Origin of the sequence: Aestuariibaculum marinum, from assembly GCF_014596975.1 — a bacterium.
Classification (GTDB): Bacteria; Bacteroidota; Bacteroidia; order Flavobacteriales; family Flavobacteriaceae; genus Aestuariibaculum; species Aestuariibaculum marinum.
The window spans coordinates 223,985-248,892 of the sequence record NZ_JACVXD010000005.1 but is presented as its reverse complement, the minus strand read 5'-3'; the positions used below and the strand labels follow the sequence as shown (position 1 = coordinate 248,892).

Sequence of the window (24,908 nt, the reverse complement as noted above, 5' to 3'; positions counted from 1 at the left end):
AAACTATATGACAACTCAAATGACTAACTGTATGAGATCCTCTTCGCTGATATTCTGACATATCATAAAGATATAATTTTTATATCACTAAAGTGCTGCAATGAAATTGCAGGGTTTTAGACCCTAATTTGAAACCAATAAAAGACATCCAAACCTTATAAAAACAAAAAAACAGGTCATTTAAATGACCTGTTTTTTTTATTGGTTGGTTAGCTATTAATCTTTCCTTGTTAGTTAATTAGGTATACTTAAGAAAGGAATTCCTGCCAAATATATTACTTAACAGCTACCAATCAATTAACAAATGTTAATTGATTTCATTTTTTTTTCGTATACGACTCAATTGAACTGGTGTAATACCCAAATACGATGCTATATGATATTGTGGTATAATTTTGTCTACATCAGGAATTTGTCTTTGTAATTCTAAATATCTGTCTTTTGCTTCAAGTGAAATTAAATCCACCAGACGTTTTTCATACAACACATAAAACGATTGCAGTACTTTGTTATATAGTTTACTAACCGATAAATTTGTCTCGGCTAACTCCATAACTTTTTTAAAATCGACTTCATGAATTTCACAATCCGTAAGTGTCTCAAAAACAAATTGTGAGGGTTGGTTTTTCATTAAAGCGGTTAACGAGCCAAAAAAACTATTGGACAGGTAAAAGCTTTTGTTAAACTCCTTCCCCGACTCGGTACAAATATAACACCTAACTACCCCTGAAAGTAGTAAATATACCTTATTTGGGACCTCGTTTAACTTAACCAGTTGGGTGCCTGATTTTAGTGTTTTTAACTCCGACACTTTTAAAAGTTCTTCAAATGTTTCACTAGAAACATTTGAAAAAGAATTTAAAATTTCTTCTTCTAATTGCATTCTATTAAAAGGTTTTCAAGCATTAGTACATGCTTATTTGGTATTAGTTAGTTATAACAGATGCATTATTTAACAAAAGGGATGAGTTGCTATTAATCTCCTAAGTCATACAGATGCAGTGCATAGCATCAAATGTATAAGTTATGCTGTTATATCACAACATTTAATTTGAATTTCGAGCAAGAGCAAAATAATTTCCTTCAAACGAAACATTATTGTATGAAAAAACCCCAAGATTTCACTTGAGGTTTCATAAGATTTGGATTATATATGTTTACTTAAGCGTAAATTCTGATGTAGATACTAAATCTTTTTCATTAAAAACATTCACAATGTAACGACCTTTATCAAATTTTTCATCGTCATTAGGCGCGATAAATTCGCATACATTTAAGTTTGAATTTTCATAGTTAAACTTACTAATTACACTATAATTTAAAGTAACATCATCAAACTGTACTTGCTCGTTTAAACCAATGATATTGTTTTTAGGATCGATTACCTGAATATATAATTCCTGATCTCCGGCTTGTACCAATTTATTTTTAGCAACAATAAAACATACCCTAACTTTATCACTACGTCCTGCACGCTCTGTTGGGATAACTTTACCAGATGTTCTTACAATAACACCAGAAGCTTTTAAATCTACCGCAGAAAGCACCGCTGCATTAGAAACTACTTCTGCTAAAGCTGTATTTTGTAATAATAACGAATCGTTAAACATGGTGCGTTCCTCCAGGCGGACACGGGTACTATCTAAAGAGGTTGCTAAATAAGCATTCTGTACTTTCAAGGAATCGTTTTGAGCTAACAACACATCCATCTCTTTTTGTAGAGACACATATTTTTGCTTGTATCGCCATAAGCTTTTCACGTTAGTTTCAGAGATTTTTAATGAATCCATCAACCCTTGAATACGTGCTCGGGCTTCTATTAAATTTTGGTTGGCAACTTCATTTTCACCTATGGCTTCATCATACTGACTCGCCATTAAGCTTAATTCATCCATCACTTTTTGTTTTTCTTCTGTTAAGTCCTTTTGAACTTTGTTACTCTCCTGGTACAAGTTCATTGAATAGAATGCTGTTCCTAAAAATAGAACTACTGCAATCCCCAACGCAACCTTCAAACCGATACTGCTTTTGTTGTTTTCCATAATTGCTTGTTTTTAATGATTAAAATCTACGTTATTTAATATTTTTTACTTTTATAATGCCACAAATAAATAATGATGTAATTTCGTTTCAAAATTTATTTACTCACATGGATAAACTCATTTTATTCGATAAAAATAGTTTAAATAAACTATTAAACAAACGTTCTGGTGAATCCAAGTTTGGTCAAGATATTCAGCTCTTAACCAGCATTTCAAATATATACGACCAACTTAAAAGTTTGGACGTCAAGCATGTAATTATTGGTTTACCAGAGGATGTAGGAGTGTTCGCTAATCATGGTAAAACAGGCACTTCTAAAACGTGGGAAATTACCTTAAAAACCCTGTTAAACATACAAAGTAACGAGTTTACAACACCTCAAAACGTTTTAATTTTAGGCCATTTAGATTTTTATGAAGAATTAGAAAAATTATCTCTTTTAAATCCTGATAAGAAGAAAAGTTTTGTAAAGGCCAGAGAGATTGTAAAAGAAATAGACGCTCATGTCTCTTTTTTAATCAACCAAATTGTGAGAGCTGGAAAGAAGCCAATTATTATTGGTGGCGGACATAATAACGCCTACGGGAATATAAAAGGAACAAGTCTAGCTTTAGGCAAACCCATTAATGTGGTAAATATGGATGCGCATTCCGATTTTAGATCTGAAGAAGGCAGACATAGTGGTAACGGTTTTAGTTATGCCTATTCCGAAGGCTTTCTGAAAAACTATTCTATTTTCGGATTGCAGCAAAATTACACCTCAAGAGTCCTTTTTAAAACCCTAAAAAAGTTAGATAATATACATTACACTACCTTCGAAGATATTGAAGTGACTCACAAAATTAAATTCTCAGAAGCTTTAAAAGAGGCTCTAGATTTTGTTGACAGTAGTCCTTATGGTATTGAAGTTGATTGTGATACAATTGAAAATATACCAAGCAGCGCCATGACACCAAGTGGGTTCTCTGTCAATAATGCCAGACGGTTTGTTAGTTTTTTTGCGGAGCACTCTAATGCCAGCTACTTACATATTTGTGAGGCAGCTCCAACCCCTGAAACGGCATCGCAAGTTGGTAAACTTATCACGTATTTAATAACTGACTTTATAAGTGCACAAAACAACCTTTAGTTCTTTTGTGCTTCCATTAGGTTATGAATTAAAGCATATTGCAACAATACAATCGTTCTGGTATCATTAATTTCACCTGAATTCAACATATTAATAGCTTCAGAAAAAGGCAATTCTAAAACCTCAATATCTTCATGTTCGGAATCTAACCCTCCTCCATCATTCACCTTCATATAATCAGTATATTCACCTATAAAAAAATGCATTTTCTCTGTCATTACTCCGGGAGAAGAATAGGCTTCATACACCTTCTTAACCTCTTTTAATCGGTAACCCACCTCTTCTTCTGTTTCTCTTATAATACAGGCTTCAGGATTATCTTTATCTAACATACCTGCACAAATTTCCACCAGATAGCCATCGGTATTATCATTCATAAACGTTGGCATTCTGAACTGTTTGGTTAAAATAACCGTCTGTTTTTGGGGATTATACAATAAAATACCGGCACCATCTCCCCGATCGTAAACCTCGCGCATTTGAGTAACCCATTGGCCATTACTCATTAAATACTTAAACGTAAGTTTATTTAATATATAGTAATTATCAGATAACAACTGGCTATCAATATCTTTTACACGCATGTCTTTTGTTATTAAAAATTGATTATAAATCTATTGAAAAGATAATGCTTTTTAAAAATTTTTTACCCCTTTTTGGTCTGCCTATTTCAACGAAACACCTTTAAAAATAAGGGCATTACGGAAAAAACAAATAATAAACTTCTTACATTAAAAATTATAACAATATCATTTTTAATTATTTAATCAACAAAATATAGTATATTTGATTAGCTATTAAATCATTCTAAAGCATCTATTATGCTACCTATTAAACTATCGGCGTCTAAGCTTTTACTTAGCCAAATAGACATTGTGACTGTGCTTGTTATAGTCGTTGTATTTTTTTCAATACTTCTTGTTTTAGGTATTAGAAAGTCCTACAAATTAAAAAAGGAAAATGAACGTCTTGATAAGATAAGTGAAGAGATGGCCCGCAAAGAGGAAAAATACCGAGATTTCACCGAAGGCCACATGTATAACAACAATTAAACTTTAAGAAGAAAAATAAAAAAACCAGCTTATTTAGCTGGTTTTTTTTATTTCAGATGACTCTACTAAATTAGCGAACCAATTTTTTGTATTTAATACGTTTTGGTGTTAAATCGCCACCTAAACGTTTCTTTTTATTTTCTTCGTATTCACTAAAGCTTCCTTCGAAGAAATATACTTGAGAATCGCCTTCAAAAGCTAAAATATGTGTACAAATACGATCTAAGAACCAACGGTCGTGAGAGATTACTACCGCACATCCCGCAAAGTTTTCTAAACCTTCTTCAAGCGCTCTTAACGTATTTACATCAAGGTCGTTGGTAGGCTCATCCAGTAATAGTACGTTTCCTTCTTCTTTAAGCGTCATCGCTAAGTGTAAACGGTTTCGTTCTCCACCCGATAACAACTTCACTTTCTTATTCTGCTCACCACCAGAGAAGTTAAAACGGCTTAAGTAAGCTCTAGAGTTCACCTCTTTTCCGCCCATTAAAACCAATTCCTGCTCATCACTAAAGTTTTGCCAAATGGTTTTCTCCGGATCAATATTCGAATGACTTTGATCGACATATGCAATCTTAGCCGTGTCCCCGACTTTAAACTCACCTTTGTCTGGTGTTTCTTCCCCCATAATCATTCTGAAGATGGTTGTTTTACCAGCACCATTTGGTCCTATAACCCCTACAATACCTGCCTGTGGCAAGTTAAAGTTCAGATCTTCGTAAAGCAACTTGTCATCATAACCCTTGCTTACGCCAACCGCTTCAATAACGTTGGTTCCTAAACGAGGTCCGTTAGGAATGTAAATCTCTAACTTCTCATCCAGTTGTTTCTGATCCTGACTTAATAATTTATCGTAGTTTTTTAAACGTGCTTTTTGTTTGGTTTGGCGCCCTTTAGCTCCCTGACGTACCCATTCTAGCTCACGCTCTAACGTTTTTTGACGTTTAGAAGCCGATTTACTTTCCTGCGCTAAACGCTTCGCTTTTTGGTCTAACCAAGATGAATAGTTCCCCTTCCAAGGAATTCCTTCACCTCTGTCTAACTCTAAAATCCATCCTGCTACGTTATCTAAAAAGTACCTGTCGTGCGTTACTGCAATTACGGTTCCTTTGTATTGCGCTAAATGTTGTTCTAACCAGTGTACCGACTCAGCATCTAAGTGGTTGGTAGGCTCATCCAGTAATAACACATCTGGTTCTTGTAATAACAAGCGACATAAAGCCACACGACGACGCTCTCCTCCAGAAAGTACACTAATTTTTTTATCACCATCTGGCGTGCGTAACGCATCCATAGCGATTTCTAATTTGGTGTCCAGTTCCCAGGCATTAGATGCATCAATCTGATCTTGAAGTGCTGCCTGACGGTTCATTAGCTTTTCCATTTTGTCTGAATCGCTATACACTTCCTCCAGACCAAACATATCGTTAATCTTATTGTATTCATCAAGAATAGCCACCGTTTCAGCAGCACCTTCTTTTACAATTTCCATAACGGTTTTATCCTCATCTAACTGCGGTTCCTGCTCTAAATACCCTACCGAATAGTCTTGTAAAAAGGTCACATCGCCTTGATAATTCTTATCTAATCCGGCAATAATTTTAAGCAAAGTGGATTTACCAGAACCATTTAAACCAAGAATCCCGATTTTTGCTCCGTAAAAAAAGCTTAAATAAATATTTTTTAAAACAGGTGTATTTGCACCTTGAAATGTCTTGGTTAAACCAGACATCGAGAAAATTACTTTCTTGTCGTCACTCATATTATACTCTACCTTTTAAAGCATTAAAAACCCAAGCAACTGCAAAAAAACCAATACCAACGGCCGCAAAGCCCCAACCTGCTACGTCATCGTATCTAAACGCACCAAGTGCGATTAAACTTAAACCTACAAAAATCATAATCCAAGTTGCCCATGATAACACGGTATTTTTATTCATTGCCATAATTAATTTTATTTTAGTCTTAGGGCGCATCCTTGCTTCACAAGGTCAGGTTTTTCGCTGTATCTTTTTACTTGTTCTCGATACAATTCGCTTAAAACGAATCACTCAAACTGACGTAAAAAGGATGCCGCTTCAACCCTTTGCGCAAAATTTTAAAGGACAAATATCGTACTTTTAACAGGAATTGGAAAACATATAAATTAATATTATTTCTTTGTTAATCCTAATCCCTCTTCCTCTTCGGTTTCTATTTTCATTTTCAAAAGAATAACTTCTCTAATTCACATTTTATTTTCTAGGAAACTATTTTTTAAGAATACATTAATTTTCCTAGGAAAATAATTAATTAAAAAGAACAGAACCGGTTTTATATTCAACACTTATTAATTAACATTTATTTTACCATTTATAATGCTTCAGCACCAGCATTTACAACTACTTTTGCGGTTTGGTTTTCACCTGAAATAAATTATAAAAATCGTTTTTTATGAATAAATCCTTATTGTCTTTAGCTATTGGTGGATTTGGAATTGGACTCACAGAATTCGTTATCATGGGTATTTTACCTGATGTGGCTTCTGCTTTTTCTATTAGTATTCCGCAGGCAGGTCATTTTATATCGGCTTATGCTTTAGGGGTGGTTGTTGGAGCTCCCCTCTTAACAGGGTTAGGCAGTAAATGGCCAGCGCACAAGGTACTTTTAGGTTTAATGCTTTGGTTTACGGTATTTAATACGCTTTCAGCATTTGCTACGGGTTATGCGTCCTTCTTGGTTTTAAGATTTTTATCGGGGTTACCTCATGGAGCCTTCTTCGGTATCGGAGCCGTCGTTGCAGGAAAATTATCGAAACCTGGAAAAGAAGCTCAAGGCATTGCTATCATGTTTAGCGGTTTAACTATTGCCAACCTTTTAGGGGTGCCGCTTGGAACCTATTTGGGAAAGCACTTTAACTGGAACATTTCATTTCTTATGGTGGGTGTTGTTGGTATATTGGCAGTTACAGGGGTAAAACTGTGGATGCCGGCATTAAAACAATCCTCTGAAAACAGTTTTATTAGCGAATTTAAAATATTTAAACGCGTAGAACTTTGGCTGATTATCCTACTAACTACTATCGGCACTGGTGGATTCTTTGCCTGGTATAGCTACATAGCACCATTAATTACTGAAGTTGCCGGACACCCGGACCAAATGGTATCTCTAGCCATGATACTTGCGGGATTAGGTATGGTAATCGGTAATTTTATTGGCGCTAAAATGTCTGAAAAATTTGGTCCGATGCAGGCCATTATTATTACTTTAATCCTAATGGTTAGTGCGTTGGCGCTTAACACCTATTTAGCACATGACAAAATTCTTGTGTTAGTAATGACCTTCTTAATTGGGACGATAACCTTTTGTATTTCAACACCAATTCAAGTCGCCATTATAAGAGCTTCCAAAGGTTCTGAAACCTTAGGGTCTTCGCTAAATCAAAGTGCTTTTAATATTGGTAATGCTTCCGGTGCGTATTTTGCCGGATTGCCAATTGCCATGGGTTTTGGGTATACAGCAGCCGATTGGGTTGGTGCTGCTATGGCTGGAACAGGAATCATTATTACTTTGATTATTATGGCACTCCGACAGAAACAGACCAAACGCAAAAAAACGGTTGAAGCCTGCTATTCTTAAACCATTAATATAGACAAAAAAAAATCCCGACCAAGTTGGTCGGGCTTTTGCTATTAATCAACATATTTAGAATTCCATAGGTACTTCAATAAATAAAATACTGGAATCTTCTTTTGTTTCTATTTCAAAATCTAAAGCTTCAGAAACACCTATAGCATCTCTTGTTTGCAAAGTGTTTCCATCAATAACAAACTCTCCATAGACATTCATAACGTAAACACCATGCTTATTGCTTTTCAGCTTATAGTTAAAGGTTTGTCCTTTATCTAAATCTATTCGAGATAATACAGCATCTTGATGAATTTTTAAACTACCTTCATGATTCTCATCAATGGAAGTCACTAAGGTTTGTAATTTGTTTTTTCTTTCTTCTGGGTCAAATGCTTTTTGATCGTAGCGCGGTGCTACATTTTGTTTGTCCGGAAACACCCAGATTTGAAATAAACCTAAATGCTCTTCAGCTGACCCATTTATTTCTGAGTGTTGCACCCCAGTTCCTGCCGACATGACCTGAACTTCTCCTGGCAATACGGCCTGCCATTCGTTATGCATTGAATCTCTGTGTTTCAATACACCTTTTAACGGAATGGTAATGATTTCCATATTATCGTGAGGGTGCGTACCAAAGCCCATACTCGGCGCTATCATATCATCATTCAAAACACGTAAAGCACCAAAATGTACTTTCTCAGGGTTATAAAAACCTGCAAAACTAAAGGAATGATTCGCCTGTAACCATCCGTGGTTTGCAAAACCTCTGCTATCTGATTTGTGAATTACTGTCTTCATTTTAAACTTTCCTTTCTTTTTATCTCATTTTATCAAGCAGATGACTTAAGTGTTCTGCTTCTTCTTCGGTAAGGTTTTTAATTAAATCTTTATTGAAATCATCTGGAACCGAAGCCAAAAGTTTCAATCCTTTTTCTGTTATGGCTATCTTTACCACACGTCTATCATGCGCACAAGGCAAACGTTCTATGAATTCCTTAGCACATAATTTATCCATCAGCCTTGTAGCATTTGGCGCACGTTCAATCATACGATCTTTAATCACCTGCACATTCAATGCTTCGCCTGCTCCTCTTAAAATACGAAGGATATTATATTGCTGAGGCGAAATACCATAAGACTTAAAAAATTCGTTTTGGCAACTTGAAATCCAATTTCCTGTATAAAGAATATTTACCAACGCTTTTTGCTTGTTATTAGCAAACTTCGAATTTATTTCTTTGGCTAAATCTCCCATAACTTTTAACAAATTGTGATTTACTTACACAGTTTCTACCTGTAATTTACTTTGAAACTGTTCAGCTGCATTTTTTAATTGATCATCTAAATCTTCATTAATTATTTTACCATCGGCAAAATTGTTTCCGAAAAATGGTAAAGAAAATACTTCAACGATATCGGCGTCGTGGTATGGAAATCTTCCTTTAGCTACATCTAAAACCGATGCTCCACCTCGTCCTCCTGGCGACGTTGCCATTAACAACATTGGTTTATCAAAAAATGTTTTACTTTCAATTCTGGACATCCAATCAAACAAGTTTTTAAACACTGTTGTATAAGCACCATTGTGCTCTGCTAACGATAACAAAATACCATCCGAATTTTTAATGTATTCAATAAATTTGTATGCGTTTTCAGGAATACCGTGTTCATTTTCGTAGTCAATACCATAAAGTGGTAACTCAAAATCGTTCAAGTCTAAAATAGTGATTTCCGCACCTTTTACTAAACTGGCTGCATAGGTTACTAATTGCTTATTAATGGATTGCTTACTATTGGTTCCTGCAAAGGCTATTATCTTTTTCATAACTATATATTATATCTTAAATCTGTATCAAAGATATGAAAAATAATTTTATTCTCCAAGGAAACTAATTCTAAGGAATATATTTTAGTATAATCTTAACATTAGCTTTAAGTTTAATTTGAAACTTTTGTATTTTAGCCACAAAATACACGTCAATGGATTTAAACTTCAATAAGAACGAAGATTACAATAAACTTTTAGTATCACAACTTAAGAAGCGCCTAGCGAAAGTACATTTAGGCGGCGGTAAAAAGAGCATTGAAAAACTTCACAGTAAAGGGAAGATGACTGCTCGAGAGCGTATAGATTATCTGTTAGATGCTAAAACTAAATCCATTGAAATTGGCGCCTTTGCTGGTGAAGACATGTACGAAGAGCACGGTGGCTGTCCATCGGCAGGTGTGGTTGTAAAGATAGGATACATTAAAGGCAAACAATGTATCGTCGTGGCTAACGATGCCACCGTAAAAGCAGGTGCCTGGTTTCCTATTACCGCTAAAAAGAATTTAAGAGCTCAGGAAATAGCCATTGAAAATAAACTACCTATCATCTATTTAGTAGATAGTGCTGGCGTGTATTTACCATTACAGGATGAAATTTTTCCGGATAAGGAACACTTTGGGCGTATTTTTAGAAATAACGCCATTATGAGTAGTATGGGTATTACCCAAATTGCTGCCGTGATGGGAAGTTGTGTAGCGGGTGGTGCTTATTTACCTATTATGAGTGATGAAGCTTTAATTGTTGATAAAACCGGAAGTATCTTTTTAGCCGGAAGCTATTTAGTGAAAGCTGCCATCGGCGAAACTATAGATAACGAAACTTTAGGAGGTGCTACAACCCACTGTGAAATTTCCGGTGTTACAGATTATAAAGCTAAAGACGACAAAGACGCATTAGATACTATAAAAAATATCGTCGATAAAATTGGTGATTACGACAAAGCCGGATTTAACCGTACTGAACCTCAAAAGCCTAAAGAAAACCAAGATGATATTTTTGGTATTCTTCCAAAATCTAGAGCTGATCAATACGACACTTACGAAATCATAAAAAGGTTAGTTGATAACTCTGAATTTGATGAATATAAAGCAGGTTACGGAAAATCCATCATTACCTGCTACGCCCGCATTGACGGTTGGGCTGTTGGTATCGTAGCCAATCAGCGTAAACTGGTAAAAACCAAACAAGGAGAAATGCAGTTTGGCGGTGTCATTTATAACGATAGTGCCGATAAAGCCACACGTTTCATTGCGAATTGTAACCAAAAGAAAATTCCCTTAGTATTTTTACAAGACGTTACCGGGTTTATGGTAGGTAGCAAAAGTGAACACGGTGGCATTATAAAAGATGGTGCTAAAATGGTTAACGCAGTGAGTAACTCTGTTGTTCCAAAGTTTACTGTTATTATGGGGAATAGTTATGGTGCAGGAAATTATGCGATGTGCGGTAAAGCATACGATCCTAGATTAATCGTTGCCTGGCCAAGTGCTGAATTAGCAGTAATGAGTGGAAATTCGGCAGCGAAAGTCTTACTTCAAATTGAAACCGCTTCACTTAAAAAGAAAGGAGAAACCATTACTCCTGAAAAAGAAGAAGCCCTTTATAACGACATTAAATCAAGATACGATGCACAGGTATCACCATACTATGCAGCTGCACGCATCTGGACCGATGCGATTATTAATCCATTAGATACCAGAACATGGATTAGTATGGGTATTGAAGCGGCAAACCACGCTCCTATTGAGAAACCTTTTAACCTTGGTGTGATACAAGTATAATTGGCTTTTATGCTTTATTTTTTGTATCTTATTAATTGAAAATCAACAACTTTTAATTATGGATACAATAAAAACACTTAATAAGTGGGCCAATGCGCATACTTATTTGCCTTTGGATATATTACGTGTTGCTCTTGGTGTCTTTCTGTTTATTAAAGGCATTAGTTTTATGTCTGACAGTATGATGCTAGTCGAACTTTTTAAACCTATGCAAAACTGGGCTGGAGGTATGGTTGCCATACACTATGTGGCTCCTGCTCATTTTATAGGAGGCATGCTCATTGCTTTTGGTTTACTTACCCGCTGGGCAATTATTGGACAATTACCTATTTTAATTGGTGCTATACTTATTAATTTTGTTGGAGAAATGCATTCCGGAAATTTAATTCTTGCACTTATTACATTTATAGTGTGTGTATTTTTCCTGTTCTACGGTTCGGGAAAACACTCTTTAGATTATTACTTTAAAATGCAACAATAAAAAAAGAGCGACCAAATGGTCGCTCTTTTTTTTACATTATTTAAAACTCTTATTTAATATCTACATTATAAGGCAATAACAACTGAATGCCTTTACGTTGTGTCGTGGTTTTTACTTGTTTTAATAAGTTGTAAGCCTCTTCACCAAGCTCCTCTTTCATAATATCTTCTTTAGCTTCAGCTAATCCAAATTGTCTTAAAATCTTATCTAAATCTTTCTTATAAATCGGTAACTCTTTAATATTATATTCTGAAACACCTGCCGCTTCAGCAGCATATTTGAGAGCTAAATCTAGCCCACCCAATTCATCTACTAAACCTATTTTTAAAGCATCTGTACCTGTCCAGACACGGCCTTGAGCAATTTCCTTTACCTTATCCTGCTCCATGCCTCGACCTTCGGCTACTCGTCCGGTAAACAGCTCATAAATACTTATAATTTCTTCTTTTATAAAATCGTGTTGCGCATCATTTAACGGCTCAAAAAAGCTATAGGTAACAGAATTTTTATTCGTTGATACCTGCTCGGCGTTGATTCCTATTTTCTCGGCTAAAGCATTTCCGTTTGGTAACATTCCAAACACACCAATACTTCCAGTTATAGTTGTTGGTTCGGCTATAATTTTATCAGCATTACACGCTATGTAATACCCTCCGGATGCAGCCAAATTGCCCATAGATACAATTACCGGTTTTAACTTTTTAGTCAGTTCTATTTCACGCCAAATTAACTCACTTGCTAAGGCACTTCCTCCCGGAGAGTTAATTCGTAATACAACCGCTTTAATCTTGTCGTTTTGTCTGGCTTCCTGTAGCGACCTTGTCATTACTCCTTGACCAACAGCCCCCTCTTCGCCTTCTCCATAAATAATTTCACCTTCAGCATAAATCACGGCAATCTTATTTTTACTGTAGTTGCTCAACATATTGGTAGCCGTATATTCTGCATAATCAAAAATAGAAACCATCTCCAACCTTTTTGAAGCTTCTGTTCCTGCGGCCTTCTTTAACCCGGCTAGATATTCGTCGTGATAGGCAATTTTATCAATAAGTTTGGCTTTCTGTGCTAAAGGTGCATTTCGTGCTAACAAACTATCTGCAATACTATTTAATTGTTCGGTGGAAACACCTCTGCTTTGTGATATTTCAGATTTAATTTCAGACCAGATAGAATTTAAAAACACTTCTACCTGCTCTCTGTTAGCTTCACTCATTTCGTTTTCAAGGAATGGCTCTACTGCACTTTTATATTTTCCGAAGCGTACCACTTCCATTTTCAATCCTGTTTTTTCCTGAAAATCTTTAAAATACAATTGCTCCGAAGACAAACCTTTAAACTCCATCATCCCGGCTGGATTCATAAAAATCGTGTCGGCAATGGAACTTAAGTAATAATCTTTCTGTGTATAAATATCGGCGTATGCGGTTATAAATTTCCCTGACTCTTTAAACTTTATTAAAGCGTCGCGAATGGCTTTAGTTTGAGAAATGCCTGCATTAATAAAATTATTATCAATTGAAATTCCTTTTATTTTATCATCGGTTGCGGCATAATTTATGGCGTCGATAATATTAAAAAGTCCATTTTTGTCATCCTTATTTAAAAATTCGTACTGTTCAAATTCTGTTTTTCCGGCATAGTCTTTAATTGGAAAATCGAGTTTTAAATCGAGTACCGAATTAGGCTTTATTCTTACGATTTCTTCTGATGAGGAGCCAAAAATAAGTCCGACAACAACAAGTAATACAACACAAATACCTAAAAAGACAAAGATACCTGTAACGGTCGATAACACGCGTTTGATAAAGTTCATATAAATTAATTTTCTATTTATTAATTAAACAAAGGGGAATTCTAATTGCCCTAAAGGACAACTATTAGTATTAAAAAATGGGTTCTCGTAACAAGAAACTTATTTTTTTATTAACGCCAATGTATTTTTTCGTTGAATTTTACCTGAAGAGGTTTCGGTAAATTTCTTAACTGCATAAATAGCTTTGGGTTTTTCAAATTTATCTAAGGTCGAAAACACCTCCGAGTTCAATTTGTTTGATTCACTTTCAATAACTAAAATAAGTTGTTCGCCTAACTCCTTATTAGGTTCTGAAGCTACAAAAAATCGATTCCTGATTTTACTCTGAAGTTTAGCTTCTATCTGCTCTGGAAAAAGTTTAACACCTCCAGAGTTTATGACATTGTCGAAACGCCCTAACCATTCAAACTCCATCTCTGAATGAATTTTAACAATGTCGTTCGCAATGATTTTCTCCTGACATAATTTAGGAGCTTCAATCACTAAACAATCCCGATCATCTTGAGAAATAGTAACTCCCGGTAAGACCTTGAAATGAGGCTTTGAATTTGACGTATTATTAACGGGTTTCAAAGCTATATGTGTCACCGTTTCTGTCATCCCATACGTTTCGAACACCTTCGCTTTTAATGTTTGAATACTTGTTTTTAAACTGTTTGAAACCGGAGCACCTCCAATGATTATGGTTTTTACATTATCGACCTTATCCAATACCTTTTCTAACTGCATAGGAACCATAGCACAAAAATCATAATCCTTATTTTTATCGAATTCTAAATTGGAAGATGGCTCTACAATATCGAGTTCTAACCCTAAAATCATAGCTCTAACCAACATCATTTTCCCTGCGATATAGGTTGCAGGAAGACATAATAAGGCCTTATTACCAGGCACCAAATCAAAAAAGTCTCCGGTGGCCAAAGCCGAATTTACCATCGCCTGTTTCGATAATTCAACAATCTTTGGTGTTCCTGTCGACCCCGATGTTTTAACCTTTATAGTTTCATTATCATCTAACCAATCAAACAAAAAATCACCAACTTCTCTTTCAAAAGATTTACCTTCCTTAACAAAGTCATATGCTAGTTCTATTAAGTATTCTCTGGAATAATGAAATCCGTTAACCTTAAATTTTAAATGGATATTTTTAAATGTCGGTACCATGTCCAATTGTGTTTATTTCTGAAGTTAATAATGCTGGTTCTTCAACCTTTCCGAATAGTTTTTCTTTCCAACCTGTCCATTTATAAATTCTCGAAAAGATGAATAAAATGATAGGAAAAACTATAAATACCGGAACAAAAATTTCGCTTAATGCCGTTTCTGAAGGGTCGGACATATCCTTTAAAATGGAATGCGTTTGAAACGCTGTCCAGTCTGCAGTAACTAAAAGCGCTGTAAACAAGTTATTAGCTGCATGAAAACCTAAAGACAGTTCCATGCCTTCATCCATTAAGGTCATAATTCCTAAGAATAATCCTGTACCAATATAATAGACCATAATCATAGGTCCTAGTTTTTCAACTTCAGGGTTTGCAATGTGCAACAATCCAAAAACAGCTGATGTAATAATTAAAGGCATCCATTTATTCTTAACTACAACACCTATTCCCTGCATTAAATAGCCTCTAAACATATACTCCTCAAAACTGGTTTGTAAAGGCACAAAAATGATAGCTATTACACAGAGTATAATAAAGGGTTTTAATTGAAAATTGAGTTTATAATTTTCAGGTGTCATATAATAATCAGCTAACACCAAACCACTTGAAATAATGCCCCAAAAGAAGAAAATGAATAACACACGTTTCCAGTCAATTTGTTTTCTTGACGTTGTTAGTTGTGTAAACGATTGCTTATGAAGATATTTTGTAACCAATAACAAAGCTACCAAACCAACCGCAAAAGACAACAACATCAAGAATAAATTCAGGTTTGGTTCTAAATAACTCATCATAACGGATTGATTCAATTCCGATGGATTTTTACCGTCTTTAAAAGCCTTTATCATCACTGCTGCAGTAAATGGCACCTGACCAATAAACACGCCAACAACAATAATAAACACCCCTATAATGTAACGCCACCAATCGTGCAACGTGTTAAATGCCTGAGCTATATACATCCTTTATAAATTAAAGTTCCAGTTTAATTGATTATTATATGTTAATGCACCATTAACGACTTCTAACGGTGAGTCGAAATTATTTGTAAACAGCCCCCCTGTACCTAATCCTTGTGGTAAAGGGCTTTGTTTTTGATAAGTGTATTGCGCTATGGCATTAAGTCCAATATTACTTTCTAAAGCACTTGTTATCCACCAATCAATATTATTATTTTCTGCAATAGAAATCCACTCATCACTGCCTTTAAAACCACCAACTAAACTCGGTTTTAAAATAATATACTGCGGATTTATTATTTGTAGTAACTTCTTCTTTTCTGTTACATGAAAAACACCAATTAATTCTTCGTCTAAAGCAATAGGTAAAGGGGTTTCGTCACACAACTTAGCCATTTCTTCTACCTGACCTTGCTTAATAGGCTGCTCTATAGAATGCAGTTCTAGGTCTGATAAGATTTTCAATTTTTCTAAGGCTTCTGAAGGTAAAAAAGCACCATTCGCATCCACACGCAATTCAATATCCTTTGCTGAAAACTCGTTTCGAATAGATTTTAACAAATCGACTTCTGATTGAAAATCGATCGCGCCAATTTTCATTTTAATACAAGAAAAGCCAGCGTTTAGCTTGTCTTCTATTTGTTGCTTCATAAAATCTTCAGACCCCATCCAGATCAATCCATTAATCGCTATCGGATCTTGTTCTTGTGTAAATTTTGAAGGAAACAACTCAAATCTATCTTGGCTTTCTAAAGATTTGAAAGCTATTTCTAAACCAAACTGAATACTTGGATATTCAATTAATTCGTTAAGCAACTTTTCTAAACCTAAATGAATATTCTTGCAGGTCCATTTTAGTTTGTCTTCGTAATCGGGTTTGTCGTCAGCAGACAATCCCCGAAACACGCCACATTCCCCTACTCCGGTTTTTCCGTTTTGATTTAAAATAAGAAACCAAGTTTCCTTGGTTCGTAACACGCCTCTGGACGTACCAGAGGCCTGCTTAAAATTTAATATGTATTTCTTATACGAAGCGTTTATCATCAACTATAACTCTATACTTTCTCCAATTTCCAACAACATTAAATCTTTGTCGTTATCGAAAAATTTACGCTTTGCTTCTTCATGATCTATTTCTATGTATCCAAACGTATCGAAATGATAGCCTAACACCTTATCACACTCTACAAAATCACTGGCGGTAATCGCATCATCGATTCCCATTGTAAAATTATCGCCAATAGGAAGAATGGCTAAATCTAACTTAATACGCATTGGAATTAACTGCATATCGTAAGTCAACGCCGTGTCGCCTGCAATGTAAATGTTTTTATGTTCGCCTTCGATAACGAAACCTCCTGGTTGTCCGCCATAAGTTCCATCAGGGAACGATGATGAATGTAAGGCAACAACATATTTTACCGTACCAAATTCAAAATCCCAATGACCACCATGATTCATTGGATGCGCTTCAAACCCTTTATTTTGGTAATAGGTTGCGATTTCAGCATTTGAAACAATAACTGCATTTGTTCGTTTTGCAATCGCTTCAACATCTAAAATGTGATCCTGATGTGCATGTGTCACTAAAATATAATCGGCTTTTAACTCGTCGATATTAATGTGAGAAGCCTTCTCGTTAGCCGAAATAAAAGGATCTACAAGAATATGAACATCATTAACTTCTATACCTAAACTGGCGTGGCCGTAAAATGTAATTTTCATCTTTTATAATCTTAAAAATTGAATACAGAAAAATACGAAAAATCTATAACAAATGTCCAATCCCCATTAATACCGCCAACAACACTGTTGTTAGTGCCACCTTCTTTAATTCCGGATCCAATAATTTTGAATCTTTATTGGTTAATATCGTTTTTATATGAAGGATTAAAGGAATGTAAGCGACAAAAAATATCAGATTGAATATCGAGGTGAAATATAAAATTCCGAATAAAGCTGATAATACAATTGCCCCTCCAACAAGAAACAGTTGATACTTTTTTGCATTGGCAATGCCCAGCTTAACCGCTAAAGTAATTTTATTCGATTTAACATCAGACTCGATATCGCGCATATTGTTAAGGTTTAGTACTGCAGCACTTAACATACCAACTGTAATGGCTGGTAAAAACACCACATGATCAATAGTTTTGGCATACAATACATAACAACCTATAACACTAATTAGTCCGAAAAATATAAAGACATAAATATCTCCTAACCCTTTGTATCCATAGGCATTATTTCCTACCGTATATTTAACTGCTGCAATAACACTGGCAATTCCTAAAACAAAGAATAATAAGGTTAGTAAAAAGTGATTCACACCAAACGATACAAAAATTAAAAAGAACGCTAATCCTATTGAAATTAGCACATTTAATTTTATAGCATTAAACATTTGATCCGGAGAAATCACTCCTGATTGAATGGCACGATCGGGACCTATTCTATCTTTATTATCAGTTCCCTTTACACCATCACCATAATCGTTAGCCAGGTTTGAAAGGATTTGAAAACTCAAAGTTGTTAATATTGCTAAGCTAAAAATTAACCAATTGAAATACCCGTTATAAGCCGCCAAACAAGACGCTAATATAATTCCGGAAATTGATAAAGGCAGCGTTCGTAAACGCATAGCTGAAATCCAAACAGAAATATTCTTCATATTATGGAATCCATTTTTTAGCAAAATTAGGCTTACGTTTTTCAAGGAAAGCATTTCGTCCCTCAACAGCCTCATCGGTCATATAAGCTAAACGCGTTGCTTCTCCGGCAAACACCTGCTGACCAACCATACCATCATCGGTTAAATTCATAGCGAACTTCAACATTTTTATCGATGTTGGTGATTTAGCCAATATTTCCTGAGCCCATTCATAGGCGGTAGATTCTAATTCGTTATGAGGGATTACGGCATTAACCATACCCATTTCATAAGCTTCCTGAGCAGAATAATTACGCCCTAAAAAGAAGATTTCACGAGCCTTTTTCTGTCCTACCATTTTCGCCAAATAAGCTGACCCATAGCCTCCATCAAAACTGGTAACATCTGCATCGGTTTGTTTAAAAATAGCATGTTCTTTACTAGCTAAAGTTAAATCACAAACCACATGTAAACTATGGCCTCCACCAACAGCCCAACCCGGAACCACCGCAATAACAGCCTTAGGCATAAAACGAATTAAACGTTGAACTTCTAAAATATTTAAACGGTGATATCCATCTTCACCTACATAGCCCTGATGTCCTCTGGCCTTCTGGTCTCCCCCTGAACAAAAACTCCAGATACCATCTTTTGTAGATGGTCCTTCGGCAGACAATAATACAACACCAATGTTAACATCTTCATTAGCATCATAAAAAGCATCATATAACTCACTAGTGGTTTTTGGTCTAAAAGCGTTACGCACATTAGGTCTGTTAAACGCTATTCTGGCAACACCATTACATTTTTTATAGGTTATATCTTCGTATTCTTTGGCAACTTTCCAATCTATTTGCTCCATCATTTTATATTTTAGCCAAAAATAAATTATATTTCGTTAATACCCTTATTTCGTTTTTAAAAATCACTTTTAACAAATCGTGTTTTTATTAATTCATCATCACAAAAACAGTAACACACACGTTTTCAAAACATAACACAACAATTTACTTTAATTGTAATACTAAAACTACCTTAAAACATCAAATAGAACTACATTTTTATGTAAGAATTAAAAACTAAAAGAAATCAAATTTTCTGAATTATTTAAATTTTGATAAGAAAAAACCAAAACAAACCGATTTAAAAAACAAATAAATTAAAATATTAACAGAATTTTCCGAATATCAAAATAAGTAGAACTGCGTATTGGTTTGTAGTCCTTTAATGAGTAAATTTGCTCTAGTTTAACACTTAACGATAAAATAACACGCTTTAGCTATGTTTTATTTATCTTGTCGTTAATTCCAAACCCAATTGCCTATGTTAGTGACTATTACTCTTTGTGTTACATTTCTTGTAATCGTAAACTTTTTACTCTTAAAATTTAGTTGCAACAAAACCCCAAAGCAAACCAAAGTGAACAAAATGCCTGTTATTATTCGATCTGAAATATCTTTAGATCAAGAACAAGCATTAGCTCCTACTGGTAGTTAATTAAAGTTTTACTGTAAAAGCAACTTTATTATGGTGTTCAACAAAATGAAAGTGTAACTTTTATGAAATTTCATAAGGGTTACACTTTTTTATTTGCAAAGTGGTTTTACTACCAAACTATAGGTTGACCACCTGACTCTTTTAAAATTTCATTGGATTGACTAAAGTGTCTATTTCCAAACCAATATCCTCTGTTAGCACTTAAAGGTGAAGGATGTCCACTTGTTAAAACAGTATGTTTCTTAGCATCAATCAACTTTGCTTTCTTTTTAGCATAACCTCCCCAAAGTAGAAATACAACATGTTCCTTATTCTCACTAATTGTTTTTATTACAGTATCTGTAAAGGTTTCCCATCCTTTTTTTTGATGGCTGCCAGCCTGATGTGCTCTTACTGTCAGCGTCGCATTAAGTAATAACACCCCCTGATTTGCCCAACGTTCTAAATTTCCACTCTTAGGATAAGCTATTCCTAAATCTGACTCTATTTCCTTAAAAATATTTACTAATGATGGCGGATGTTTTACCCCCTCATTAACTGAAAAACTTAAACCATTAGCCTGACCATCATCGTGATAAGGATCCTGACCAATAATAACCACTTTTACCGCTCCAAATGTACAATGATTAAATGCATTGAATATTTGATCTTCCGGCGGAAAACAAGTGCCAGATTTATACTCTTCTTCAACAAACCTAATTAAAGACGTAAAATAAGATTCATTAAATTCACTTACCAGATAAGGCTTCCAACTATCGTGCAATCGTAATTTCATAACCACGTTTTAAAATGCAAATAAAATAATACTATCTTTAATCCCAATAAATTTGCACTACTAAACTGTTATAATTTTTCAAACTGACCAATGAAAAAACTGAAATTCCCAACGGCTCAGACCATTTTACTAATAATCGCAGCTTTAGTTGCGGGACTCACATGGTTAGTGCCTTCAGGAAAATTCGATACCCTTACATATAACACTTCTGAGAATACGTTTACTAAAACCAGTTTAGAAGAAACTACAACTTTACCTGCTAGCCAGGAAACTTTGGATGCGTTACAAATTAAAATTCCATTAGAAAAATTCACTAATGGAGATATTTGGAAACCCATCGGTATACCAAACACCTACAAAGAAGTTGAAGCTTCACCTCAAGGTTTGGCAGCCTTCATTCAATCACCAATTAAAGGTATTATTGAAGCATCAGATATAATCTTTCTAGTTTTATTTATTGGGGGCCTTATTGGTGTAATGAATTTCACAGGGGCTTTCGATGCCGGTATTAATTGGCTGGCTCATGCCTTAAAAGGAAAAGAATTCCTCTTAATTATTATCGTAACCATGCTTATTGCAATTGGAGGAACAACCTTTGGGCTCGCCGAAGAAACCATAGCTTTCTATCCCATTCTTATTCCTATTTTTTTAGCTGCAAATTACGATGCCATGGTTGCCTTGGCTAGTATTTATATAGGTTCATCTATTGGAACGATGTGTTCTACAGTTAATCCGTTTAGTGTAATTATTGCTTCAGATGCTGCAGGAATTAACTGGACAACCGGATTAACAGCTCGCTTTATTATTCTCGTAATTGGTACCCTTATTTGCATATTGTATATTATTAGATATGCTCAACGCGTTAAAAAAGACCCTTCGAAATCTATAATTTTTAATCAGAAAGAATCTATTGAAAACATGTTCGGCAACACGACTAATGCAACGGTTGTTTTATCGGCTCGACTGCGTCTTATCCTATTTGTTTTTGCCATGTGTTTTGTAGTTATGATTTACGGAGTATCTAGTGAAGGATGGTGGTTTTTAGAAATGACCGTTGTATTCCTTGTAGGATCGATAATTATAGGGTTATTAGGAAAAATTAAGGAATCCACTTTTGTTGATGTTTTCGTAAAAGGCGCTAGTGATTTATTAGGTGTTGCTTTAATTATAGGAATTGCCAGAGGCATTACCGTGCTTATGGACGACGGACAAATCAGTGATACTATGCTGTATTACGCTAGCACAGCAACCAACGGTATGAATAAAGGTCTTTTTGTTAATGCACTCCTCTACATTTTTGGAGGTCTATCATTCTTTATTCCTTCATCCTCAGGTATGGCAGTGCTAACCATGCCTATAATTTCACCCTTAGCCGACGGTGTGGGAATAGGACGAGATTTAGTTGTGAATGCCTATCAATATGGCATGGGGCTTTTTGCTTTTATTAACCCGACAGGATTAATTTTAGCGTCGCTGGCAATTGTAAAAGTCGGTTACGACAAATGGCTGAAGTTTGTGACGCCTTTGGTTATCATTTTAACTATATTTATCATGATCGCTTTAACCATCGCCGTCTATATTTAAGCTAGTATTTTCACTAATAATTCTTTCAGTAAATCACCTTGCGGAACAGCATAAGCGCCAACACCTTTACTTTTTACATCAAAATCTCTTAGCGTTGCCACAACCCTACTTACCTGACGCATTGGGTAATTTCTTGCAGCTGCAACATACTCATTCACAAAATACGGATTGATTTTTAATGCTGAAGCAACATTTCTTGGAGACTTATCTTTAAGTCCGTGGTAGTGTAATAACTGAGAAAAGAAATTAAACAACAACGACACTGTAACCACCATAGGATTATCCTTGGGATTATCAGCAAAGTATTTTACAATACGATGCGCCTTCATAACATCACGTTCGCCAATAGCCTTTCTCAACTCAAAATTATTGAAGTCTTTACTTATCCCTATATTTTCCTCAATATGCTCAGGTGTAATCTGACTTCCATTAGGTAGAATAATTTTCAGTTTTTCAAGTTCGTTATTAATCTTACTCAAATCAGTTCCTAAAAATTCGACCAACATCTGAGCTGCCTTTGGTTCAATACTGTATTTCTGAGAAGCTAATACGCGTCGAATCCAATCGGCTACCTGATTTTCATAAAGCTTTTTACTTTCATAAATCACCCCGGTAGTTTTCAACGTTTTATAAAGCGTTTTACGCTTATCAATAGTTTTGTATTTATAATTAATTACTAAAACGGTAGACGGCTGCGGATTTTTAGCATAATCAACTAACTTTTCTATTGTACGTGATAAATCCTGAGCTTCTTTTACAATTACCACCTGATATTCTGCCATCATAGGGTAACGCTTAGCGTTACTTACAATATCATCAATAGTAATATCTCGACCATAAAGCACCATTTGATTAAAACCACGTTCTTCTTCAGCTAAAACATTTTCCTCGATAAAGTCAGAAATTCTATCAATATAATAAGGCTCCTCTCCCATTAAGAAGTAAATAGGTTTCAGGTTCCCGTTTTTAATATCTGTTACTAATTGTTTTACGTCGTCCAAAATTGAAAAAATCCAAAATTATAAATACAAAACCCCAAAAACTGGCTTGGTAATTTGGTATTTGATTAATGTACATTAACTTTGAAATTATAAAAGAACAGCATTGCAAGATCTTAATTTTCCAAAGTTTTCGTTTCGACTCAAAAATAGCGAAAATAAAATTTCTATATTCGATTGTATTCGTAAAAAGTTTGTGGTTTTACAGCCGGAAGAATGGGTAAGACAACATTGCCTCATGTATTTAATGGAGGTAAAAGGTTATCCTAACTCGCTAATTAACATTGAAAAAGAACTCATTGTAAACGATTTAAAAAAACGGTACGATATTGTTATTTTTAACACAGACGGAAGTATTCATCTTATTGTAGAATGTAAAGCCCCTTCAATAACCATAAATCAACAAACCTTCGACCAGATTGCACAGTATAATCAAGTGCTTAATGCAACCTATTTAATGGTGACTAATGGATTAAATCATTATTATTGTCAAATGGATTTTGTTAATGAACGTTACGATTTTTTAAGAGACATACCCGATTATAGCCTATGAAATTAGCTGTTGTTATATTAAATTGGAATGGACAAAAACTTCTGGAACAGTTCTTGCCTTCGGTAGTAGCTTTTTCTAAGGAATCAGACATTTATATCGCTGATAATGCATCAACCGATAATTCTATAGAGTTTGTTCGTAGTAAGTATCCTGAAATTAACATCGTAAAGAATATTGAAAATGGTGGGTATGCTAAAGGTTACAATGATGCTCTAAAACATATTGATGCCGATATCTTCTGCCTGCTAAATAGTGATATTGAGGTTACCGAAAACTGGCTCACCCCAATCATAGATATATTTCACACAGAACCCAATACGACCATTATTCAGCCAAAAATACTGGATTACAAAAACAAATCTCAGTTTGAATACGCAGGTGCTGCCGGTGGTTTTATAGACAAATACGGTTACCCTTATTGCCGCGGAAGAATATTGGATACTATTGAGTCTGATACAGGACAATATAATGACACCGCTGAAATATTTTGGGCTTCTGGTGCTTGTTTATTTATAAGGCGGGAGGTTTTTAATGATTTAGAAGGCTTCGACGCCTCCTTCTTTGCGCATATGGAAGAAATTGATTTATGCTGGCGCGCCAAGAACTCAGGTTACACTATTAAATACGTTGGCGCATCAACGGTTTATCATGTTGGAGGAGCTACCCTAACGACTCTTAATCCTAAAAAGACGTACTTAAATTTTAGAAACAGTTTATATGCGCTTACAAAAAATGCTACTGGACCAATATTTTCAAAAATTTTAGTCAGATTACTTTTAGATGGTATTGCTGGCATAAAATTTGTTGTCGAGATTAAACCAAAGCATACTTTAGCTGTCTTAAAAGCACATTTAAGTTTTTATGGCCACTTAAGTAAGCTATTAAAACAACGAAAACAATTAAAAAATAAAGTAAAATATTACGAACGAACATCCATTGTTATGGATTATTTCGTAAATAGAAAAAGACACTTCAAAAATCTGGGAAAATAGT

24 protein-coding genes are annotated in these 24,908 nt (G+C 34.9%); 7 read left to right on the top strand and 17 right to left on the bottom strand.

Annotation, left to right across the window (positions count from 1 at the left end; genetic code table 11):
- Positions 1-307 precede the first annotated feature (307 nt).
- Positions 308-883 carry a Crp/Fnr family transcriptional regulator gene (locus ICJ85_RS11050; protein ID WP_188223849.1) on the bottom strand — a complete coding sequence of 192 codons (576 nt, stop codon included), beginning with the start codon at positions 881-883 and terminating at the stop codon, positions 308-310.
- A 274-nt stretch (positions 884-1,157) separates the two neighbouring features.
- Complete coding sequence (locus tag ICJ85_RS11045; protein ID WP_188223848.1) at positions 1,158-2,042, bottom strand: chromosome partitioning protein ParA; 885 nt, start codon at positions 2,040-2,042, stop codon at positions 1,158-1,160.
- 107 nt (positions 2,043-2,149) lie between these two features.
- Between ICJ85_RS11045 and ICJ85_RS11040 the strand changes: the two genes are divergently transcribed.
- Positions 2,150-3,172, top strand: a complete 1,023-nt coding sequence (locus tag ICJ85_RS11040; protein ID WP_188223847.1) for a formimidoylglutamase — start codon at positions 2,150-2,152, stop codon at positions 3,170-3,172.
- On the opposite strand, the gene ICJ85_RS11035 is transcribed toward ICJ85_RS11040, so the two are convergent.
- The 3 genes from ICJ85_RS11035 to ICJ85_RS11025 form a co-directional block, all read right to left on the bottom strand.
- Positions 3,169-3,756 (bottom strand): NUDIX domain-containing protein, encoded by a 588-nt coding sequence (locus ICJ85_RS11035; RefSeq protein WP_188223846.1) that lies wholly within the window; start codon positions 3,754-3,756, stop codon positions 3,169-3,171. The genes ICJ85_RS11040 and ICJ85_RS11035 overlap by 4 nt on opposite strands.
- A gap of 538 nt (positions 3,757-4,294) precedes the next feature.
- Positions 4,295-5,986 (bottom strand): energy-dependent translational throttle protein EttA, encoded by a 1,692-nt coding sequence (ettA, locus tag ICJ85_RS11030; RefSeq protein ID WP_188223845.1) that lies wholly within the window; start codon positions 5,984-5,986, stop codon positions 4,295-4,297.
- 1 nt (position 5,987) lies between these two features.
- On the bottom strand, positions 5,988-6,170 hold the full coding sequence (locus ICJ85_RS11025) for a CAL67264 family membrane protein (RefSeq protein WP_188215789.1): 183 nt from the start codon (positions 6,168-6,170) through the stop codon (positions 5,988-5,990).
- A 487-nt stretch (positions 6,171-6,657) separates the two neighbouring features.
- On the opposite strand from ICJ85_RS11025, the gene ICJ85_RS11020 reads away from it, so the two are divergent.
- Positions 6,658-7,842 (top strand): MFS transporter, encoded by a 1,185-nt coding sequence (locus ICJ85_RS11020; protein WP_188223844.1) that lies wholly within the window; start codon positions 6,658-6,660, stop codon positions 7,840-7,842.
- 66 nt (positions 7,843-7,908) lie between these two features.
- On the opposite strand, the gene ICJ85_RS11015 is transcribed toward ICJ85_RS11020, so the two are convergent.
- From ICJ85_RS11015 to ICJ85_RS11005, 3 genes are read right to left on the bottom strand one after another with little or no spacing between them, the layout of a single operon-like run.
- Positions 7,909-8,631 carry a pirin family protein gene (locus ICJ85_RS11015; RefSeq protein ID WP_188223843.1) on the bottom strand — a complete coding sequence of 241 codons (723 nt, stop codon included), beginning with the start codon at positions 8,629-8,631 and terminating at the stop codon, positions 7,909-7,911.
- A gap of 19 nt (positions 8,632-8,650) precedes the next feature.
- On the bottom strand, positions 8,651-9,088 hold the full coding sequence (locus ICJ85_RS11010; RefSeq protein ID WP_188223842.1) for a MarR family winged helix-turn-helix transcriptional regulator: 438 nt from the start codon (positions 9,086-9,088) through the stop codon (positions 8,651-8,653).
- A gap of 24 nt (positions 9,089-9,112) precedes the next feature.
- Positions 9,113-9,658, bottom strand: a complete 546-nt coding sequence (locus ICJ85_RS11005; RefSeq protein WP_188223841.1) for an NADPH-dependent FMN reductase — start codon at positions 9,656-9,658, stop codon at positions 9,113-9,115.
- A gap of 155 nt (positions 9,659-9,813) precedes the next feature.
- Between ICJ85_RS11005 and ICJ85_RS11000 the strand changes: the two genes are divergently transcribed.
- Positions 9,814-11,442, top strand: coding sequence for an acyl-CoA carboxylase subunit beta (locus ICJ85_RS11000; RefSeq protein ID WP_188223840.1), 1,629 nt, complete (start codon positions 9,814-9,816; stop codon positions 11,440-11,442).
- A gap of 58 nt (positions 11,443-11,500) precedes the next feature.
- Positions 11,501-11,923, top strand: a complete 423-nt coding sequence (locus ICJ85_RS10995) for a DoxX family protein (protein WP_188223839.1) — start codon at positions 11,501-11,503, stop codon at positions 11,921-11,923.
- A 49-nt stretch (positions 11,924-11,972) separates the two neighbouring features.
- On the opposite strand, the gene sppA is transcribed toward ICJ85_RS10995, so the two are convergent.
- The 8 genes from sppA to ung all read right to left on the bottom strand — a co-directional run bounded on the left by sppA (position 11,973) and on the right by ung (position 20,780).
- On the bottom strand, positions 11,973-13,736 hold the full coding sequence (sppA, locus tag ICJ85_RS10990) for a signal peptide peptidase SppA (RefSeq protein ID WP_188223838.1): 1,764 nt from the start codon (positions 13,734-13,736) through the stop codon (positions 11,973-11,975).
- A gap of 99 nt (positions 13,737-13,835) precedes the next feature.
- Positions 13,836-14,900 (bottom strand): AMP-binding protein, encoded by a 1,065-nt coding sequence (locus ICJ85_RS10985; protein WP_188223837.1) that lies wholly within the window; start codon positions 14,898-14,900, stop codon positions 13,836-13,838.
- On the bottom strand, positions 14,884-15,861 hold the full coding sequence (locus ICJ85_RS10980) for a CPBP family intramembrane glutamic endopeptidase (protein WP_188223836.1): 978 nt from the start codon (positions 15,859-15,861) through the stop codon (positions 14,884-14,886). Before ICJ85_RS10980 ends, ICJ85_RS10985 begins: the two co-directional genes overlap by 17 nt.
- Positions 15,862-15,864: 3 nt before the next feature.
- The gene (locus ICJ85_RS10975) at positions 15,865-16,902 is read right to left on the bottom strand and encodes an o-succinylbenzoate synthase (protein WP_188223835.1); all 1,038 of its coding nucleotides are present in this window, start codon (positions 16,900-16,902) and stop codon (positions 15,865-15,867) included.
- Positions 16,903-16,905: 3 nt separating this feature from the next.
- Positions 16,906-17,583: a metal-dependent hydrolase gene (locus tag ICJ85_RS10970; RefSeq protein WP_188223834.1), complete on the bottom strand. Its 678-nt coding sequence runs from the start codon at positions 17,581-17,583 to the stop codon at positions 16,906-16,908.
- 43 nt (positions 17,584-17,626) lie between these two features.
- Positions 17,627-18,529 (bottom strand): 1,4-dihydroxy-2-naphthoate octaprenyltransferase, encoded by a 903-nt coding sequence (gene menA, locus ICJ85_RS10965; RefSeq protein ID WP_188223833.1) that lies wholly within the window; start codon positions 18,527-18,529, stop codon positions 17,627-17,629.
- Between the two features lies 1 nt (position 18,530).
- Positions 18,531-19,370: a 1,4-dihydroxy-2-naphthoyl-CoA synthase gene (locus ICJ85_RS10960; protein ID WP_188223857.1), complete on the bottom strand. Its 840-nt coding sequence runs from the start codon at positions 19,368-19,370 to the stop codon at positions 18,531-18,533.
- Between the two features lie 744 nt (positions 19,371-20,114).
- Positions 20,115-20,780, bottom strand: a complete 666-nt coding sequence (gene ung / locus ICJ85_RS10955) for a uracil-DNA glycosylase (RefSeq protein WP_188223832.1) — start codon at positions 20,778-20,780, stop codon at positions 20,115-20,117.
- A gap of 90 nt (positions 20,781-20,870) precedes the next feature.
- Here ung and ICJ85_RS10950 point away from each other — a divergent pair, with 90 nt between their 5' ends.
- Positions 20,871-22,364, top strand: a complete 1,494-nt coding sequence (locus ICJ85_RS10950) for a YfcC family protein (protein ID WP_188223831.1) — start codon at positions 20,871-20,873, stop codon at positions 22,362-22,364.
- On the opposite strand, the gene holA is transcribed toward ICJ85_RS10950, so the two are convergent.
- Entirely contained in the window at positions 22,361-23,365 is a 1,005-nt protein-coding gene (holA, locus tag ICJ85_RS10945; protein ID WP_188223830.1) for a DNA polymerase III subunit delta, read from the bottom strand. The genes ICJ85_RS10950 and holA overlap by 4 nt on opposite strands.
- 103 nt (positions 23,366-23,468) lie before the next feature.
- Between holA and ICJ85_RS10940 the strand changes: the two genes are divergently transcribed.
- On the top strand, positions 23,469-23,915 hold the full coding sequence (locus ICJ85_RS10940; RefSeq protein ID WP_188223829.1) for a type I restriction enzyme HsdR N-terminal domain-containing protein: 447 nt from the start codon (positions 23,469-23,471) through the stop codon (positions 23,913-23,915).
- Positions 23,912-24,907 carry a glycosyltransferase family 2 protein gene (locus tag ICJ85_RS10935; protein ID WP_188223828.1) on the top strand — a complete coding sequence of 332 codons (996 nt, stop codon included), beginning with the start codon at positions 23,912-23,914 and terminating at the stop codon, positions 24,905-24,907. The genes ICJ85_RS10940 and ICJ85_RS10935 overlap by 4 nt, the downstream gene beginning before the upstream one ends.
- Position 24,908: the final 1 nt, after the last annotated feature.